Here is a 17031-nt window from a genome sequence, read left to right as displayed (position 1 = left end):
TCTCGCGAACAATATTACATCATACGGGGTCCGCCTCGTCGCGCACTATGAGGGTCAGCACACCGGCCACCACCATGCAAACGCCACCCAGCATCAGGGTTTTCACCGAATGGCCCTCAAACCAGTGCTTGGTCACAAAGCCCAGCACCAGGCCGCTGACGATCTGCGGGATGACGATGAAGAAGTTGAACAGGCCCATGAAATAGCCCATGCGGTTGGCAGGCAGCGCGCCGGCCAGGATCGCATACGGCATGGTCAGAATGCTGGCCCAGGCGATGCCGACGCCGATCATCGGCACGAACAGCGTGTCGAGATCACGGATGCCGTAGATGCTGAACAGGCTCAGGCCGCCGATCACCAGGCAGGTCAGGTGCACGACCTTGCGGCTGGTGTGGCGCGCAAAGACCGGCAGGATGAACGCCGCCAGCGCCGACACGCCGCCATACACGGCAAACATCACGCCGACGTGATTGCCGGCTTCCTGGAAGGCGGCCGATTGCGCGTCGGTGGTGCCGAACACGTTTTCCGCCACGGCGTTGGTGGTATAGATCCACATCGCGAACAGCGCAATCCAGGTGAAGAACTGCACCACTGCCAGCTGCACCATGGTCTTCGGCATTTTGGTGAAGCCGCTGAAAATCTCGGCCAGCGCGTGGCCCAAACCCTTGCTGCGCTGCTGATGGGCGCGGAACGCATCCAGGTCTTCCGGCGGCAGCTCTTTCGCGGTCAGCACGGTCCACAGCACGGCCAGGAAGTATACCGCGCCGCCGGCGTAGAACGAATAACGCACGGTGTCCGGAATGCCGCCGCCGACCGGCACATTGCTCACGCCCATGTGGGTGAAGATGGTCGGCAGCAGCGAGGCGATCACCGCGCCCCAGCCGATGAAGAAGGTCTGCATCGCGAAGCCGGCGGTCTGCTGCGACGGCCCAAGCTTGTCGCCGACGAAGGCGCGGAACGGTTCCATCGACACGTTGATGGCGCCATCCAGCAGCCACAGGACGATCACCGCCATCCACAGCGAGGAGGAATTCGGCATCAGGAACAGCGCGATCGACGCCAGCAGCGCGCCGATGAAGAAGAATGGGCGGCGGCGGCCCCAGGTCGGGTGCCAGGTGTTGTCGCTCAGGTAGCCGATGATCGGCTGGACCAGCAGGCCAGTGACTGGCGCGGCCAGCCAGAACAGGGACAAGTCATCGGGATTGGCGCCCAGCGTGGAGAAAATCCGGCTGACGTTGGCATTTTGCAGCGCGAAGCCAAATTGAATGCCGAAGAAGCCGAGGCTCATGTTCCACAGCTGCCAGAACGACAGAATGGGCTTATTACTGGAAGATTGCATGCTGCGCGTCCCGAATTTTAAAATTTGTAGGAAAATAACACGCCACTCCCGACGTGTCAAATGAAAGAACTTCCTTGTAAAATAAAGATAAAAGCCTATCCAGCGGCCCGGCTATGGTGTCAAATGTAGCCAAACAACAAAACCGAAGACGACACTGAGACCAAGTTCATGACAATTAACTCCTTTGCAACACTGACCGCCCTGTCCCTGCTGGCCGGCCAGGCCGCCGCCCAGAACGCCGACCGCAAGTTTGACGGCATCACTCGGCGCGACAACCACCTTGAAGTGCGCACCAGCGATGGCGCCTACCTGATCAAGCCCTATTCCACCGGCATCGTCGAAACCACGTTTGTGCCGAAGGGCGAAAGCGTCGATCCTTCGTCGCACGCCGTGGTGCTGGCGCCGGCCGAGGTGAAAGCCACCCTGAAGCAAAAAGGCGGCAGCTATGAATATGCCACATCCGGCATCACCGTCACCATTAGCAAATCGCCGTTCCGCATCGCCTACGCCTACAAGGGCAAGCCGCTGGTAGCGGAGAAGCGCGGCTACATTCACGTCCAGGACGACGTGGCCAAAGGCAGCAAGGACATCAACAAGGGCGAAGCACGCACGCTGGAAGCGATTGAGTTCGCGCTCGACAAGAACGAAGCCTTGTACGGCGCGGGTTCGCGCGCGGTGGGCATGGACCGTCGCGGCCATCGCTTCACCTTGTACAACAAGGCCAACTACGGTTATGGCGACCGCTCGGAGCTGATGGGCTACACCATGCCTATCGCGCTGTCGTCCAAAATGTACGCCATCCACTTCGACAATCCGCAAACCGGCTACCTCGATTTCGACAGCAAGAAGAACAACAGCCTGACCTACGAAGCGATCGGCGGCCGCAAGACCTATCAGGTGATCGCCGGCGATACCTGGGAAGACGTGGTCGGCAACTACACCAGCCTGACCGGCAAGCAGCCATTGCCGCCGCGCTGGGCTTTCGGCAACTTCGCCATGCGCTTCGGTTATCACAACGAGAAGGAAGCGGTCGACACGGTCAACAAATTCATCGCTGAAGACATCCCGCTGGATGCGGTGGTGTTTGACCTGTACTGGTTCGGCAAGGAAGTCAAAGGCACCATGGGCAATCTGGCGTGGGACAAGGACAGCTTCCCCAATCCGGAAGGCATGATTGCCGACTTCAAGTCCAAGGGCGTGCAGACGGTGGTGATTACAGAGCCGTTTGTAGTCGACACCTCCAGGCGCTGGCAGGAAGCCGTGGACAAGCAAGTGCTGGCCACCGGACCGGATGGCAAGCCGATGACCTATGACTTCTTCTTCGGCCACACCGGCATCATCGACATCTTCAGCAAGCAGGGCAAGGACTGGTACTGGGATATCTACAAAGGCCTGCGCCAGCAAGGCGTCACCGGCGTGTGGGGCGATCTGGGCGAGCCCGAGATGCATCCGACCGAAACGCGCCACGCCACCGGCATGGCCGATCAGGTACACAACATCTACGGCCACCAGTGGGCGCGCCTGGTGGCGGAAGGCTATCAGCAGGACTTCCCGGCCGAGCGTCCGTTCATCCTGATGCGCTCCGGCTACTCGGGCACGCAGCGCTACGGCATCATTCCGTGGTCGGGCGACGTCGATCGCGGCTGGGGCGGATTGCAATCGCAGCCGGAGATTTCACTGCAGATGGGCATGCAGGGCGTGGGCTATATGCACTCCGACCTGGGTGGCTTCGCCAATCCGGTGCTGGACAATGAGCTGTACACGCGCTGGCTGCAGTACGGCGTGTTCCAGCCGGTGTTCCGTCCGCACGCGCAGGAAGAAGTGCCGTCGGAGCCGGTGTATCGCGAACAGCGCACCAAGGCCCTCGCGCGCGAAGCGATCCGCCTGCGCTACCGCATGCTGCCGTACAACTACACGCTGGGCTTCGAGAATAATCAGCAAGGCTTGCCGCTGATGCGTCCCATGCTTTACGAAGAGCCGGGCAACGCCAAGGTACGCGCGATGTCGTCGACCTACTTGTGGGGCAAGGACTTCCTGGTCACGCCGGTGCTGAAGCAGGGCCAGACCAGGGCCGACGTCTACTTCCCTGCGCGCAGCGCGTGGTTCGACTTCTACACCGGCGAAAAGCAGTCCGGCGGCGCCACGCGTTCGATCGAACTGGCCGCCGATCATGTGCCGGTCTACGTGCGCGCCGGCGCCTTCGTGCCGATGGCGAAAGTCGTGCAGACCACGCGCGACTACAACACCAGACACATCGAGCTGCATTACTGGCACGACGCCTCGGTGCGCGCCAGCAGCGGAAAAATGTACGATGACGACGGCCTGACCGCGCAAGCCTACGAACAAGGCAAGTACGAACTGCTGCACTTCACCAGCAAGTTGCAGGGCAAAGCCCTGTCGCTGCAGGTGAATTCGGAGGTCGGCAAACAGTACCAGCGCCCTGACCGCGGCATCACCCTGACGGTCCACACCGTCACCGCGCCACCATCATCGGTACGCGTGGACGGCAAGGTCGCAGTGTTTGGATGGGACGACAAAACCTTTCAGCTGACGGTGGACCTGCCGGCCAGCGACGCCGCCAACCGCTCAGTGGACATCATGCTATGATCTCCTGACATGAAGATCATCGTTCGCCAGGCAGTTCGTGAAGACATACCCGCCATGCACAGAGTACGCAAGGCGGTTCGCGAAAACAAGCTGTCCGTCCATACCAGAATCAATGAGGAGAGCTACCTCCCCTATCTGGAAACCATCGGTCGCGGCTGGGTGCTTGAAGAGGAAGGCGTCATCGTGGCGTTCGCGATTGGTGAACATCGGACCGGAAATATCTGGGCTGTATTTGTTCACCAGGATTACGAAGGCAGGGGCTATGGCCGCAAAGTGCAAGAGCCGATGATCGCGTGGCTGTTCTCCCAGGGCCTGAGCCGCCTGTACCTGACCACCGGCGCCGGCACACGCGCGCAAGGCTTCTACTCCGCCACCGGCTGGACATTCACAGGACTCGACGCACACGGCGATGCCGCCTTTGAACGGTTGCGCCACGACCTGGCGCAGGATCATGCCGCGTAAATTAATCGCACTGCTGATTCTTGCACTGATCGTCTATGCCGGCCTGTGTGCCGTGCTGTATTTCGTTCAGCGCTCCTTCATCTACTTTCCGCAGCCTGGCGCGAGGGCGGACAGACCAACGCTCAAGCTGCAAGCAGATGGCGCGCAAGTGCTGGTCACGACCCGGCTGCGGGATGGCGGCGATGCGGTCATCTACTTCGGCGGCAATGCGGAAGACGTCACTGACAGCCTGCCGGATTTGAGCGCAGCCTTTCCTGATCGGGCGCTCTATCTGATGCACTATCGGAGCTATGGCGGAAGCACCGGCAGCCCATCCGAAGCGGCGCTGGTTGCCGATGCAAAGCTGCTGTTTGATGAGGTCTGGAAGGCGCACAAGAACATCACCATCATCGGGCGCAGTCTTGGCAGCGGTGTGGCGGTGCAGTTGGCCAGCCAGCGACCAGCGGCGCGCCTGATTCTGGTCACGCCCTACAACAGCATTCTGGAACTGGCGGGCCAGCAGTTCCGTTATTTTCCCGTTCGCTGGCTCTTGCGCGACAGATTCGAATCGTGGCGGTACGCCAGCAAGATTTCCGCGCCAACGCTGCTGCTGATGGCGGAACACGACGAAGTCATCCCCGCAGCCAGCACACGCGCCCTGCACACCCACTTCGCAAACGGCGTCGCCAGACTCGCCATCGTACCTGGCGCCAGCCACAACGATATCTCCGCAAGCCCTGCGTATATCCAACTACTCCGCGGCAGCCTGTGAGTTGAGAGAGGCAGACCGCAGATCGCCCTCGTGTATGATTGTCGCCCATCGGACCAACCGGTCCGGTGACCAAGACAAGAGACCAAGGGAGATGTCTGTGACACCAAAAATTATCAGCACGCTGCTGGCTACCGCCTTCGCAGCCGTCAGCGCCACCGCGCTGGCCGCACCCGCCGCCAAACCCACCGCCGCCGAAGCGGAACGCTTTTTAGCCGACACCGAAGCCAGGCTGAATAAACTCAACAACGAACAAGCCCGCGCCGCCTGGGTCGGTTCCAACTTCATCACCGACGACACCGAAGGCATCGCCGCCTACTTTGCCGAGCGCTATCTGAGCGCCTCCGGCGAAGCCGCCATCGGCGCGCGCCGTTTCAACGGCCTGAAACTGTCGCCGGAAGCCACCCGCAAACTGATGCTGCTGCAGCAGACCGTGGTGTTTGCCGATCCAAAGGAGCGCGAACAATACGCCGCCCTGCAGGCCGCCCTGAACGGCGCCTACGGCAAAGCCAAATACTGCCCGACCAAGGACAACTGCATGGCGCTGGGCGAAATGGAAAAAGTCCTGGCCAACAGCCGCGACGAAGCCAGGCTGAAAGAGATGTGGACCGGCTGGCACGCCCAGGCCCCGAACTACAAGGACAAGTACGTCGAATACGTTGCCCTGTCCAACAAGGGCGCCAAACAAATGGGCTTTGCCGACACCGGCGTGATGTGGCGCTCGCAGTACGACATGCCGCCGGAAGCCTTCGCCGCCGAGATGGAACGCCTGTGGCAGCAAGTGAAGCCGCTGTACGATGCGCTGCACACCTACACCCGCTACAAGCTGCGTGCCACCTACGGCCCGGACGTGGTGCCGCTGACCGGCCCGATCCCGTCCCACCTGTTCGGCAATATGTGGAGCCAGACCTGGACCAATCTGTACCCGATCCTGAAACCGGCCGGCGACACCAAGAGCTTCGACCTGACCAAGGTGCTGGAAGAACGCAAGACCGATGCCAAACAGATGACCAAATATGCCGAAGGCTTCTACACCTCGCTGGGCATGCAGAAACTGCCGGAATCGTTCTGGGAGCGCTCGCTGCTGACCAAGCCGCGCGACCGTGACGTGGTGTGCCACGCCTCCGCCTGGCCGATCAACGAAAAGGACGACGTGCGCATCAAGATGTGCATCACGCCGACCGCCGAAGACTTCACCGTGATCCACCATGAACTGGGCCACGTCTACTACTTCCTCGGCTACACCAGGCAGCCCTTCCTGTTCCGCAACGGCGCCAACGACGGCTTCCACGAAGCCATCGGCGACACCGTGGCGCTGTCGATCACGCCGGCTTACCTGAAGCAGATCGGCCTGATGGATCAGGAGCCGGACGTCACCGCCGACATTCCGCAACTGCTGGAGCGCGCGCTGAGCAAGGTCACCATCCTGCCGTTCGCCTATACGGTCGACAAATGGCGCTGGGACGTCTACTCGGGCAAAACCAAACCAGCCGATTACGACAAGAGCTGGTGGCAGCTGCGCGAGCAGTACATGGGCATGAAACGCCCGGTCGAAGCCCAGGGCATCACCGGCTTTGACGCCGGCGCCAAGTACCATGTGGCGGCCGACGTGCCCTACGCGCGCTACTTCCTGGCCGACATGCTGCAATTCCAGTTCCACCGCGCGTTGTGCCGCGAAGCCGGCTACACCGGCCCGCTGAACCGCTGCTCGGTGTACGGCAACGCCAAAGCCGGCGCCAAGCTGCAGCAGATGCTGGCCATGGGCGCCAGCAAGCCATGGCCGGAAGCGCTGAAAGCCATCTCGGGCGAAGACAAAATCGACGGCAATGCGCTGCTCGAATACTTCGCACCGCTTAAGACCTGGCTGGACCAGCAAAACGCCGCCTTCGCTGCCGCCGAGAAGAAGTAAACCGCAGGCAGTAAAAAAAAATGGCGTCCCGCGGGACGCCATTTTTGTCTGGAGCTAAGTCAGCTTAGAACTTGTAGTTCACGCCAGCCAGCACGGTGCGGCCGTACTTCTGGTATTCCAGCTGCTGGTTGCGATCGCCGTTGTAGGTTTCGTAGGCGGCGTTGCGCAGGTTGTTCACCTGCAGCAGCAGACCCAGGCCTTTCAGGCTGCCGGTGTTGAAGGTGTAACCCACCTGGAAGTCGATCACGTTTTCACCCACGACGTAGCGCAGTGCGCGGTCGTTGGCGAAGTTGCCGATCTCACCCACGAAGTCGGAACGGCGGCGCTGCGAGATACGGGTTTCGAAGCCGTTTTTCTCGTAGTACGCGGTCAGGTTGGTCACGCGCTTCGACAAGCCCGGCAGCGGGATGTGCTGACCGATGCTGCCGCTTGGATCTTCGATCGTGATCTTGCTGTCGGTGTAGGTGGTGCTGGCGCTCACGCCGAAGCCGTCCAGCGACTTGCTCAGCATATTCAGCGGCAGCGAACCCGACAGTTCCAGACCTTTCAGGTTGCCGCCGTTGCCGTTGTATGGCGCGGTGTAGTTGCCGATGGTGGTGTGCAGCGGGAAGCCGGCACCGTTACCCACCGAACCTGGCGGCACATAGGCCGCGAAGTCATACGACTTGGTCTGGGTGAAGATGTAGGTGTCCAGCTTCTTGAAGAAGCCCGCCACAGCGAAGTATGCCTTCTTGTCGAAGTACATCTCGTACGAGATGTCGAAGGCCTTGGCGCGCCATGGGTCCAGACGGGCGTTACCGCCGCTGCCGCCTGGCTCACGCTTGGTGGTGTCGATGCCGAAGTCCAGCGCCGAACGCAGCTGGTCCACACGTGGGCGGGCCAGTTGCTTGGCCAGCGCCACGCGCACGGTTTGCTGATCGTCCAGGCCGAACGCCAGGTTCATGCTCGGCAGTACGTCGGTGTACTTCTTGCCGTCGTTGACAGGCTTGACCGCGCCAGTGGTGTTGTCATACCAGCGCGAAGCCGACGACTGATCGGTGCGCTGCACTTGCACGCCCACGTTACCGCGCAGGCTGACATCGCCCAGTTCAGCTTCGATGTTGGCCTTGGCGAAACCGGTGGTGACTTTCTCGCTCACTTCCCAGGTCTTGGCGATCAGGTAGCCGGCGGTATCGCTTGGCGCGAAGGTCATGTACTTGGCCACCACGGCTGGCACGTTCCAGGTTGGGATCGAACCGGCGCCGGCAAAGCCCAGGTCGGCCGACTGGTAGAACAGGTCGGACGAAATCAGGGTAGGCGAACCTTTCAGGTTGATGTTGCCTTCAGGCTGGTGCTTGTTCTTGGTACGGTCGCTGTAGTTGGCGCCGATGTCGAAGCTGGAGAAGGCTTTTTCCAGCGCGCCCCACGAGTGAATATTGGCGGTCAGCTTGAAGCCTTTCAGCTCATCTTCCACGCTCGGGGTCTTGCCGTAGCCGGAACCGTAGATGGTGTTACGCACGTACAGGGCGTTCGGGTTGTTGTAGTTCAGGCCAGGAGTCATCTGCGAGAAGCCGCCGTTGCCATAAGCCAGCTTGACCGAGTCCAGCGCCGGACCGTCGGCGGCATTGCTCAGCTGCAGGTTGTTTTCCAGGCTCAGCTCGTCGCGGGTCGCCTTCGAGTAGTTCAGGTCGGCGAACAGCGACCAGCCGTCCAGCTTGACTTCATTGCTCCAGCCGGCGGCGCGGATGTCATCCTTGCGCTTGCTGTACATGCCGCGCACCAGCGGATACACATTGTTGATGGTGCCGCCGGTGATGGTGCCGTTGGCAGTGGTCACCGGGTTGTAGTTCACGGTTGGCTCATAGCCGCCATTCCAGCCGCCCAGGTTGATCTCGATCTGGTTGGCGGTTTCTTCGGCCTTGAAGCGCGACGCATACACGTCGACAATGCTGGTCCATTGCTTGTTCGGACGGTATTGCAGCACGCCCATCAGGCCATCGCGCTCGTTGCGGCCGCTGCGGGCCACGGCCTTGATGCCGTCGGAAGCGAAGGTGCCGGAAGGCAGGCCGGCACGGTCGTCACGCTTCCATGGCTCGTACAGGCCGGTCTCATTCGACAGGATCGGGGTTTCCAGGCGGGCGTAGCCCAGCGCGATACCGATCGTGCGGTTGGCGAACTGGTCGATGTAGCTGGCGCTGAAGCGGGTGCCGGTGTCCTTGGCATTGGCGATCTTGCCCAGCGAGTTTTTCTCGCCGCGGGCATTCAGCGCCACGGTGCGGCCGCTGAAGTTCAGTGGACGCACAGTTTGCATGTCGATGGTGCCCGACAGGCCCTGGCCGACCAGGCCGGCGTCCGGGGTTTTGTAGATGGTGACGCCGCCCATCAGTTCCGATGGGTACTGGTCAAATTCCACGCTGCGGTTGTCGCCGGTCGAGACTTGCTCGCGGCCGTTCAGCAGAGTGGTGGCGAAATCTGGCGACAGGCCGCGGATCGAGATCACTTGCGCGCGGCCGGCAACGCGCTGGGCGGCCAGGCCTGGCAGACGCGAGATCGATTCAGCGATCGACACGTCCGGCAGTTTGCCGATGTCTTCGGCGGAAATGGCTTCAACGATCGAGCTCGCGTCTTTCTTGACCGAGATCGCGTCTTCGATACCGCGGCGGATGCCGGACACGGTCACCGACATGACTTTGGCTTCTTCACCCGACGCGGCAGGAGCGGTCTGGGCGTGGGCCGGGATGGCGGCGGCGAACAGCAGGGCGCAGCCTGCGGCAACTGGTTTCAACGGGAATGCAGTGTGGGTGCGCTTACTTGCGAAGATCATTTAATGTCCCCTCTCATGACACAAATATAAGTCCCGCAAAGAGCTCAACTACACGGGATCCAAGGAATTACAACGTTCTAAAGACGTTCTGGGAAAGAATTTTGTACTAAAACTAGATTCTGTGTCAATGAAACTTCCCTGCCACTACGGATTACCAGGCCCTATACTGCCGTTACGCCCTATGGTGAGCGCTATCACGTTGTATTTCGGCTACACGAACACAGGGCAGGACTTGTAGTAGAACTACAATATTAGGCCGGGAAACACGATATTTTGTCGCTAAATATCGGTTTGCAACCCAGCTGCAAGGCGCGGATTTACGCAACTTTCCATGCTGAAACGCAATTTGGAGGAAAATGACGAAATTGCTGTATTCGGACTAAATTCCCACCGAACTACAGGATTGCACAAGACATCGCCTCGCAAGCTTTTTCCATTAAAATCAATGCACTAAGCCCGGATACGCGAAAAACACGGGCGTGTAGTACGACTACCTGATCGGAGACTTCATGAACCAATCCCTGCTGGCAGTACTGCTGGCTGCACTCTTGCCCACCCTCGCGGGCGCCGCCTCGCAGAATTACCGCATCGAGCATATGGACCCGCCCTCCTGGTGGGTTGGCATGCACAACAGCAAGCTGCAATTGATGGTGCACGGGCCGCAGATAGCCGACCTGGAGCCGGCGCTGAGCTATCCCGGTGTGCGCATCGCCAGCGTCGCGCGCGTCGCCAACCGCAATTACCTGTTCATCGATCTGGAGATCGCGCCGGAAGCAGCGCCGGGCAAGCTGGAGCTGGTGTTCAAGCGCGGCGCGCAAAGCATCAGCTACAACTACCAGTTGCAGGCGCGCGAAAAAGGCTCGGCCCAGCGCGCCGGCTTCCACAACGGCGACGTGATTTACCAGGTGATGCCGGACCGCTTTGCCAACGGCGATGCGGCCAATGACAACGTCGCCGGCTATCCGGACAAGCTGAATCGCGCCGATGGCGGCGGCCGGCATGGCGGCGATATCCAGGGCATCGTCGATCATCTGGATTACGTGGCGGGGATGGGCTTTACCCAGTTGTGGTCCACGCCGTTGCTGGAGTCGAACATGCCGGCATTTTCATATCACGGCTATGCGGCGACCGATCACTATCGCATCGACCCGCGCTATGGCAGCAACGAGGCCTACCGCAATCTGTCTGCGCAGGCCAGCGCGCGCGGCATCGGCATCATTCAGGACGTGGTTCTCAACCACATCGGCAGCAAGCATTGGTGGATGCAGGACATGCCTATGCAGGACTGGCTGACTTACCAGGGCAAGCACGTGCCGACCGCGCACCACCGCGTGGCGGTGCAGGACCCGTATGCTGCCGAAGAGGACAAGCGCAATTTCACGCAGGGCTGGTTCTCGCCGGGCATGCCGGACATGAATCAGGCCAATCCCTTCGTGGCCAACTACCTGATTCAGAACAGCATCTGGTGGATCGAATATGCGGGCTTGTCCGGCCTGCGCGTGGATACCTACGGCTACTCCGACAACGCTTTCCTCACCCGCTGGTCCGGCGCGGTGATGGCCGAATATCCGAAACTGAATCTGGTCGGCGAAGAATGGAGTCCGCTGATTCCGGTAGTGGCGCACTGGCAGCGAGGGAAGCAGAACTTTGACGGCTACGTCTCGCACATGCCGAGCATGATGGACTTCCCGCTCAACGACGCCCTGCGCCGCGCGCTGGTGGCAACGGACGACAGCGAGCAAGGCCTGAACGCGCTGTACGAAACGGTGTCGATGGATTATCTGTATCCGGATGCGTCCAACCTGGTGCTTTTTGAGGGGAACCACGATCTGTCGCGCACCTTCAGCGCGCTGGAACAGGATCAGGATTTATACCGCATGGCGCTGGCATTTGTATCGACCATGCCGCGCATACCGCAGTTCTACTCGGGCACCGAGATCCAGATGACCAGCACCGTCAAGGGCCGCGATGACGCATCGTACCGCCGCGACTTCCCTGGCGGCTGGGCCGGAGACAAAGTCAATGCGTTCACCGGCGCCGGACTCACGCCGCAACAGGCCGACGCGCAAGCTTATGTGCGCAAGCTGCTCAACTGGCGCAAGACCGCGACTGTGATTCACAACGGGAAGCTGATGCACTACGGGCCGGAACGAAGCACCTATGTCTACTTCCGCTACGGCGGCGGCAAGAAAGTGATGGTGGCACTGAACAAGAACAAGACCGACATCACGCTGCCCACGGCGCGCTTCCATGAGATGCTGAGCGGCGTGCGCTCCGGCGTGGACGTGATCAGTGGCCAGCGCGTTTCGCTGGATGGACAAGTTAAACTGCCAGCGCGTTCCGCGCTGATACTGGAGATTGAATGATGAAGCAAATCACACCGCTGCGCGCCGCGCTGCTGCTTGCATTGGGCACGAGCGCCGTGCCGGGCGCCTATGCCGCCGCCGGCTCGGCCAGCGCTGTCTATCCAACCTGGGATGGCAAGCAGGAGACCGTGCGCTACGTCACCCCGGACGCTGGCGCCGCGTTGCGCAGCTACACGCAATCGACCACCATGCGCGTGCGCGAAGGCGGCAAGCAGGAGATCAGCTATACCGAGTCCCCTGCCCTGCCGACGGTCCGCAGCGGCAGCCTCGCCTTCGATGCCTTGTTCGCACTGGCCGGCAACGAAATGAAACTGGACTCCGTCAGCGAAATCCGCGACGGCAGCTACAACGGCGGCAACGCCATCCCCTGCGAGTGCTTTGAAACCGGCGAGTTGTGGCACTACGTGTGGACCCGCGATCTGTCGTATGCGGCGTCGCTGGGCCTCGGCATGCTGGACCCGCAGCGCACGCGCAACTCGCTGGAATTCAAACTGGCCGGCTATCGCGAAGGCACCAGCGCCGGACTGCACGCGGTGGGCGATGGCTACCAGATCGTGCAGGATACCGGGAGCGGCGGCAGCTGGCCGGTCAGCACCGACCGCGTCACCTGGGCCTTCGGCGCGGACGAAGCATTGAAAGCGCTGCCGCCAGCTGAACGCGCGGCCTTTGCGAAGAAGGCGCTGCACGCCCTGACCAACACGCTGGAGAACGACCGCATCGCCATCTGGGACGCGGCCGATGGCCTGTACAACGGCGAAGAATCATTCCTCGACTGGCGCGAGCAAACCTACGCCAAGTGGATACCAGGAGAGTTGTCCTACATGGCGACGTCCAAGGCGCTGTCCACCAATGCCGCGCACTACAAGGCGCTCACGCTGGCTGCGCAACTGGCCGGGGAACAAGGCGATGCGCGGTTGGCGGCACGCTACGCCGATTGGGCGGCGCAACTGAAGATCGCGATCAACAAACGCTTCTGGCAGGCCGACAGCGGCATGTACAGCAGCGTCACCGCCGGCCATTTCGATGGTGCGGCCATGTACAAGTATGACTGGCTGGGACAATCGCTGGCCATCGTCACCGGCATCGCGGATCAGAAGCAGGCGCAGAGCGTCCTGGCGCACTACCCGCATGGACCGCTCGGCGCGCCAGTGATCTGGCCGCAGCAGTCCGATACGGCGGTTTACCACAACCGCGCCATGTGGCCGTTCGTGACGGCGTATGGCTTGAAGGCGGCGGCGATAGGCGGCAATGTCGCCGTGGCCGATGCGGCTTACGCTACCCTGATGCGCGGCGCGGCCACCAATTTGTCCAACATGGAGAATCTGGAATGGCTGTCCGGCCAGCCGATGCTGGACGATGGCAAGCTGAGTGGCCCGGTGGTGAATTCACGCCGTCAGTTATGGTCTGTCGGTGGCTACCTTGGCATGGTGGTCGGCAGCGTATTTGGCGTGCAAACCACCAACGATGGCATCACGCTCAAGCCGTTCATCACCGCCAGGCTGCGGCGCGAGACGTTTGCGGGCAGCGATGCGATCACGCTCAATAATCTCAGCGTGCGCGGCAAGCGCCTGCAGGTGCGCGTGCTGCTGCCGGCAGCGGCAAAGGGCGAAGGCTACTATGCGGTGGATGGCGTCAGCTTGAACGGCAAGCCAGCCAGCGCAACGCTGGCATGGAATGCACTGGGCGATGACAACGCGATCGAGATCCGCCTCGGCAAGCTGTTGCCCGGCCAGCAGGCCAAGCGCAGCGTGACCGCCAAGCCGCTGGTACAGGACGCGGCAGTCTACGCCCCGGCCGAGCCGCGCATCGCAAAACTGGAGCGCGGCCCGTACGGCTACCCGATGCTGCAGATAGACGCCGGCGCGACGACGGGTGGCGCGGGCGCGGCGGGCGGCATCGTGTACAACATCTACCGCAACGGCCAGCTGGTCGGCCCGCGCATCTCGGCCGGCACCTGGGCCGACCGTCGCGCCGATGCGGCGGCCAATCTGTGCTACGCGGTGGAGGCGGTGTACGCCAAATCCGGCAATCGCAGCCACCACAGCATGCCGGTCTGCCTGAACGCCGGCGAAGAAATCAATACCGCCCGTGTCGACTTTGGCGCCTCGCCGTCCGACATCCTCACGCAGCAAATCAGGATCGAACGCGCAGGCAGCTACGCGCTGCAAATCAAATACCGCAACACCGCGCACCAGATCAACCTGGGCGTCAGCGGCGGCGTGAAGTGGGCCTCCCTGAAAGACGACAGCGGCAATATCGTCGCCAACGGCGTGATGCAATTGCCGCACTCCCCGGCCGAGGAAGGCGCCAGGTATTCCACGCCGCTGCGCGCGAGGCTCACGCCAGGCAGCTACACCTTGCAGCTGCAGGACTTCTACAACATGAGCTACATGAAGAACAACGCCACCTACAGCGATGCCGGCGGCGTGAAAGGGCCATCCAACAAGTTCGACATCCATGGCGTGCGCGTGCTGCCGGTGCCGGACAGCGACGCGCCTGCACTGGCCGTCGCCACCGGCACCCTCCGCATCGTCGACAATTTCGCGTCGCCGCAGCTGAACAACAGCCGCAAGCTGCGCATCTATCTGCCGCCGGGCTACGACAACAACCCGCAGCAGCGCTATCCGGTGCTCTACATGCACGACGGCCAGAACCTGTTCGATCCCAAAACCGCCGCCTTCGGCACGGCATGGGAAATCGGCACCAACATGGACAAGCTGATCGCCACCGGCGTGATCGAACCGGCCATCGTGATTGGCATCGACAACACGCCCGACCGCATCGCTGAATACACGCCGTGCTGCGACAAGGAAAACGGCGGCGGCAAGATTGACGCCTACGCTTCCTTCATCGTCGATACCGTCAAACCGTGGGCCGACGCCAACCTGCGCACCAAACCGGATCGTGACAACACCGCCATCATGGGCTCCTCGCTGGGCGGCATCGCCTCGGTCTACATCGCGCAGAAGTATCCGCAGGTGTTCTCGAAGGCTGGCGGGGTATCGAGTTCATTCTGGTGGAACGACCAGATGTTCCGCAAGAATGTGCCGCCGCGACAGCCGGTGAAGTTCTACATCGATGCCGGCACCGAAGGCGATGGCATCGACTTCACCACCAACATGCGCGACGCCATGCTGGCCAAAGGCTACGTGTTGAACGAGGACCTGATGTACTACCGCGCGGAGGGCGGCAGTCATAACGAGAAATCATGGTCGGCGCGCGTGCACCTGCCACTGACCTGGTTCTTCAGGAAGTAAGCGCCTCGGCGCGCTGCTGTCGGCCTGCCAGCAGCGCGTCCACTTCCTCCGGCGACACCGCCGCGCTGAGACAAAAACCAAACGCCTCATCACAGCCCATGGCGGACAGCTGCGCCAGTTGCTGGTCGGTTTCCACCCCGGCCGCGGTCACCTGCATATTCAACGAGTGCGCCATCTCGATAATCGCCCGGACCATCGCGCCGCCGCGCGACAAATCGTCGATGAACGACTTATCAATCTTTACCACATCCACCGCAAAACGCCGCAGATAATTGAGCGAGGCATAGCCGGTGCCGAAATCACTGATGGCAATCCGCACGCCCATCTGCTTGAACTGATGCAGGACTTCCTCCGCGTTCTGGCTGCGGTCGATCAGCATCGCCTCGGTGATTTCCACCTCGATGCAGCGCCCCGGCACGCCGGCTTTCTCCAGCGCCGCCGCAAACATCTGCGCCATATCCTTGTGGAAGAACTGGCGCGGCGACAAATGTACCGCCACCGTCAGCGCATGGCCGCGATCGAGCCAGCGGCGCGCCTGCGCCATGGCGGTCGCCATCACCCAGGCGCCGACCGGCAGGATCAGGGCGCTCTGCTCCAGCACCGGCAGAAAATCCAGCGGCATCACCAGGCCCAGCTCCGGATGCTTCCAGCGCAGCAGCGCCTTTACCCCGGCGATTTTCTGCTCGCGCAGATGGAGCTTGGGCTGATAGGTGAGGATGAACTCATTGTGTTCCTGCGCGTGACGCAGCGCCGTCTCCAGTATCAGGCTGGAATAGGCCTTGGCCTGCATGCTGGGCAGGAAGCGCAGGCTGGCGCCCTTGCCGCGCTGCTTGGCCGCGTACATGGCCAGATCGGCTTTCTCGATCAGCGCCTCGATATCGGCATCATCATCCGGATACACCGCCACGCCGATGCTGGCCGCCACCGGCAGGTCGTCGCCATTGATGGTGAACGGCTCGGCAATCGCCTTCATGATCTTTTCCGACACCTGCTGCGCGTCGGCGCTGCTGCGCAGTTCCGTCAGCAGGATGATGAACTCGTCGCCGCCCTGCCGCGCCACCGTGTCCACCTCGCGCACGCATTGGCGCAGGCGCTGGGCAAACTGCACCAGCACCTGGTCGCCGGCGTCATGACCCAGCGTGTCGTTGATAGCCTTGAAGTGATCGATATCGACAAACAGCACCGCCAGCCGGCTTTCGTGGCGGCGCGCATAAGCCACGCCATGCTCCAGCTGCAGCTGGAATTGCAGCCGGTTCGGCAGGCCGGTCAGGCTGTCATGATGGGCCATGAAATCGAGCCGCATTTCAGTGTCGCGCTGCGCTGCCAGCGCCGCCTGCAAATGCGCGCAGCGCGCGCGCAGGGTGCGTGCCTGCCATTGACCGAACACCAGCGCCAGCAAACATGGCGCCATGCCGGCCGCTATCGGCCATAAGCTGTTCATGCGTCCCTCTTGGTTCGGGTGGGCTGCGGAAGAGGGAATGATATTAGATAGGATCAACCGCCACAGGCCGTTTGCGCGGCGGCTTGAGGCACATCAAAC

9 protein-coding genes are annotated in these 17031 nt (G+C 61.7%); 6 read left to right on the top strand and 3 right to left on the bottom strand.

The window, feature by feature from the left end:
• Nucleotides 1-19 precede the first annotated feature (19 nt).
• Nucleotides 20-1339: an MFS transporter gene (locus tag ABDW57_RS04060; RefSeq protein ID WP_343728922.1), complete on the bottom strand. Its 1320-nt coding sequence runs from the start codon at nucleotides 1337-1339 to the stop codon at nucleotides 20-22.
• Nucleotides 1340-1507: 168 nt separating this feature from the next.
• On the opposite strand from ABDW57_RS04060, the gene ABDW57_RS04055 reads away from it, so the two are divergent.
• The 4 genes from ABDW57_RS04055 to ABDW57_RS04040 all read left to right on the top strand — a co-directional run bounded on the left by ABDW57_RS04055 (nucleotide 1508) and on the right by ABDW57_RS04040 (nucleotide 7065).
• Nucleotides 1508-3946, top strand: coding sequence for a TIM-barrel domain-containing protein (locus ABDW57_RS04055; protein WP_343728921.1), 2439 nt, complete (start codon nucleotides 1508-1510; stop codon nucleotides 3944-3946).
• Nucleotides 3947-3955: 9 nt separating this feature from the next.
• Nucleotides 3956-4408, top strand: coding sequence for a GNAT family N-acetyltransferase (locus ABDW57_RS04050; protein WP_343728920.1), 453 nt, complete (start codon nucleotides 3956-3958; stop codon nucleotides 4406-4408).
• Nucleotides 4398-5159, top strand: a complete 762-nt coding sequence (locus tag ABDW57_RS04045; RefSeq protein ID WP_343728919.1) for a hypothetical protein — start codon at nucleotides 4398-4400, stop codon at nucleotides 5157-5159. The genes ABDW57_RS04050 and ABDW57_RS04045 overlap by 11 nt, the downstream gene beginning before the upstream one ends.
• Nucleotides 5160-5250: 91 nt before the next feature.
• On the top strand, nucleotides 5251-7065 hold the full coding sequence (locus ABDW57_RS04040; protein WP_343728918.1) for a M2 family metallopeptidase: 1815 nt from the start codon (nucleotides 5251-5253) through the stop codon (nucleotides 7063-7065).
• Between the two features lie 64 nt (nucleotides 7066-7129).
• Here ABDW57_RS04040 and ABDW57_RS04035 read toward each other — a convergent pair whose 3' ends face one another.
• The gene (locus ABDW57_RS04035; protein WP_343728917.1) at nucleotides 7130-9868 is read right to left on the bottom strand and encodes a TonB-dependent receptor; all 2739 of its coding nucleotides are present in this window, start codon (nucleotides 9866-9868) and stop codon (nucleotides 7130-7132) included.
• Between the two features lie 509 nt (nucleotides 9869-10377).
• On the opposite strand from ABDW57_RS04035, the gene ABDW57_RS04030 reads away from it, so the two are divergent.
• Nucleotides 10378-12234, top strand: coding sequence for a glycoside hydrolase family 13 protein (locus tag ABDW57_RS04030; protein WP_343728916.1), 1857 nt, complete (start codon nucleotides 10378-10380; stop codon nucleotides 12232-12234).
• Nucleotides 12231-15491 (top strand): alpha/beta hydrolase-fold protein, encoded by a 3261-nt coding sequence (locus tag ABDW57_RS04025; RefSeq protein WP_343728915.1) that lies wholly within the window; start codon nucleotides 12231-12233, stop codon nucleotides 15489-15491. Before ABDW57_RS04030 ends, ABDW57_RS04025 begins: the two co-directional genes overlap by 4 nt.
• Here ABDW57_RS04025 and ABDW57_RS04020 read toward each other — a convergent pair.
• Entirely contained in the window at nucleotides 15481-16932 is a 1452-nt protein-coding gene (locus ABDW57_RS04020) for an EAL domain-containing protein (RefSeq protein ID WP_343728914.1), read from the bottom strand. The two genes, ABDW57_RS04025 and ABDW57_RS04020, sit on opposite strands and share 11 nt — an antisense overlap.
• Between the last annotated feature and the right edge of the window lie 99 nt (nucleotides 16933-17031).

The sequence above is a fragment of the Duganella sp. genome, assembly GCF_039595735.1.
In the GTDB taxonomy this organism is placed as follows: domain Bacteria; phylum Pseudomonadota; class Gammaproteobacteria; order Burkholderiales; family Burkholderiaceae_D; genus Rugamonas.
This window is presented reverse-complemented; position numbering and strand designations above follow the sequence as displayed.

What these genes read in the sequence shown, in the direction of transcription:
- ABDW57_RS04025 (WP_343728915.1), top strand. Translation starts at nt 12,231, where the DNA reads ATGATGAAGCAAATCACACCGCTGCGCGCCGCGCTGCTGCTTGCATTG.
- ABDW57_RS04060 (WP_343728922.1), bottom strand. Translation starts at nt 1,339, where the DNA reads ATGCAATCTTCCAGTAATAAGCCCATTCTGTCGTTCTGGCAGCTGTGG.
- ABDW57_RS04030 (WP_343728916.1), top strand. Translation starts at nt 10,378, where the DNA reads ATGAACCAATCCCTGCTGGCAGTACTGCTGGCTGCACTCTTGCCCACC.
- ABDW57_RS04045 (WP_343728919.1), top strand. Translation starts at nt 4,398, where the DNA reads ATGCCGCGTAAATTAATCGCACTGCTGATTCTTGCACTGATCGTCTAT.
- ABDW57_RS04055 (WP_343728921.1), top strand. Translation starts at nt 1,508, where the DNA reads ATGACAATTAACTCCTTTGCAACACTGACCGCCCTGTCCCTGCTGGCC.
- ABDW57_RS04020 (WP_343728914.1), bottom strand. Translation starts at nt 16,932, where the DNA reads ATGAACAGCTTATGGCCGATAGCGGCCGGCATGGCGCCATGTTTGCTG.
- ABDW57_RS04050 (WP_343728920.1), top strand. Translation starts at nt 3,956, where the DNA reads ATGAAGATCATCGTTCGCCAGGCAGTTCGTGAAGACATACCCGCCATG.
- ABDW57_RS04040 (WP_343728918.1), top strand. Translation starts at nt 5,251, where the DNA reads ATGTCTGTGACACCAAAAATTATCAGCACGCTGCTGGCTACCGCCTTC.
- ABDW57_RS04035 (WP_343728917.1), bottom strand. Translation starts at nt 9,868, where the DNA reads ATGATCTTCGCAAGTAAGCGCACCCACACTGCATTCCCGTTGAAACCA.